The organism is Hymenobacter agri (genome assembly GCF_054778495.1).
Genome location: NZ_BAAGZM010001140.1, coordinates 1 through 763, shown reverse-complemented (window position 1 = coordinate 763; position 763 = coordinate 1). Strand labels below are relative to the sequence as shown.

The window sequence follows — 763 nt, the reverse complement described above, 5'->3', positions numbered from 1 at the left end:
CAAGGTCGAAATCCGGGCCGCTGCCAGCGCCCATCTTTCCTGGGCCAACATTGCAGCCCGCAGTGGCTGCGATGCGGCCGCGCCAGGCGAATTCCCAGCCAATGCCACCGACTGTGCCGCCGCCGAGGCCGCCGATGGAGAATTATTGCGGGCCGCCTGTTGCCGGGCGGCATTAACCGAGCTAGCAGTCGGCGCGGGCGCAACAGCTACGGACGGGGCTGCTGGTACCGCCTGATTCTGCGAGTTGCTGCGTACCTCGGCCGCAAGTCCATTTGCCGAATTCGGGGTTGTGAAAGCGGTACCGATGCCGGCCGGCGCGGCGCGGCGCGGGTCGTAAGTAATACGCGGGGTGGCTGCATCCGCACCTACAACGTGCTCGTTGTTCCGCCGCCGCGCGGCCAGTTCGCGTCGCCGCGATGCATCCGCGAAAGCTACAAGCGCCGGCTGGCTACGTCCCAGTGCGGCCGCTGCTTCCGTTTCTGCCTTTGCTTTGGTTGTCGCCGCTTCAACTGCTGCCGTACCCGTGTCGAATGGCCGCTTCCGGCTAGCTGAATGCAGTTTGCTGGCTTCCGTGAAAGAGCCGCTGCCAGCTGCCGCGCCAGCAACTTCGGCAGCAGAAGCCACGGCGGGCGCGGCTTGTTGTCCGGACTCAGCCGGCGTTGCAATAGCCCTTGAGGGCGCGGCCGAAGCGCGTTCAGTAGCTACAGCCGCTTCTGCGCCCACTTGGGCCCGGGAAGCCTGCGTGGCCAGTTGCCCGCCGTGC

General features: G+C 66.7%; 1 protein-coding gene. It reads left to right on the top strand.

What is annotated here, in order from left to right; all coding sequences use genetic code 11:
• Positions 1–235: hypothetical protein (locus ACYVDE_RS24965; RefSeq protein WP_460504211.1), on the top strand; the 235-nt coding region annotated here is incomplete at its 5' end.
• Between the last annotated feature and the right edge of the window lie 528 nt (positions 236–763).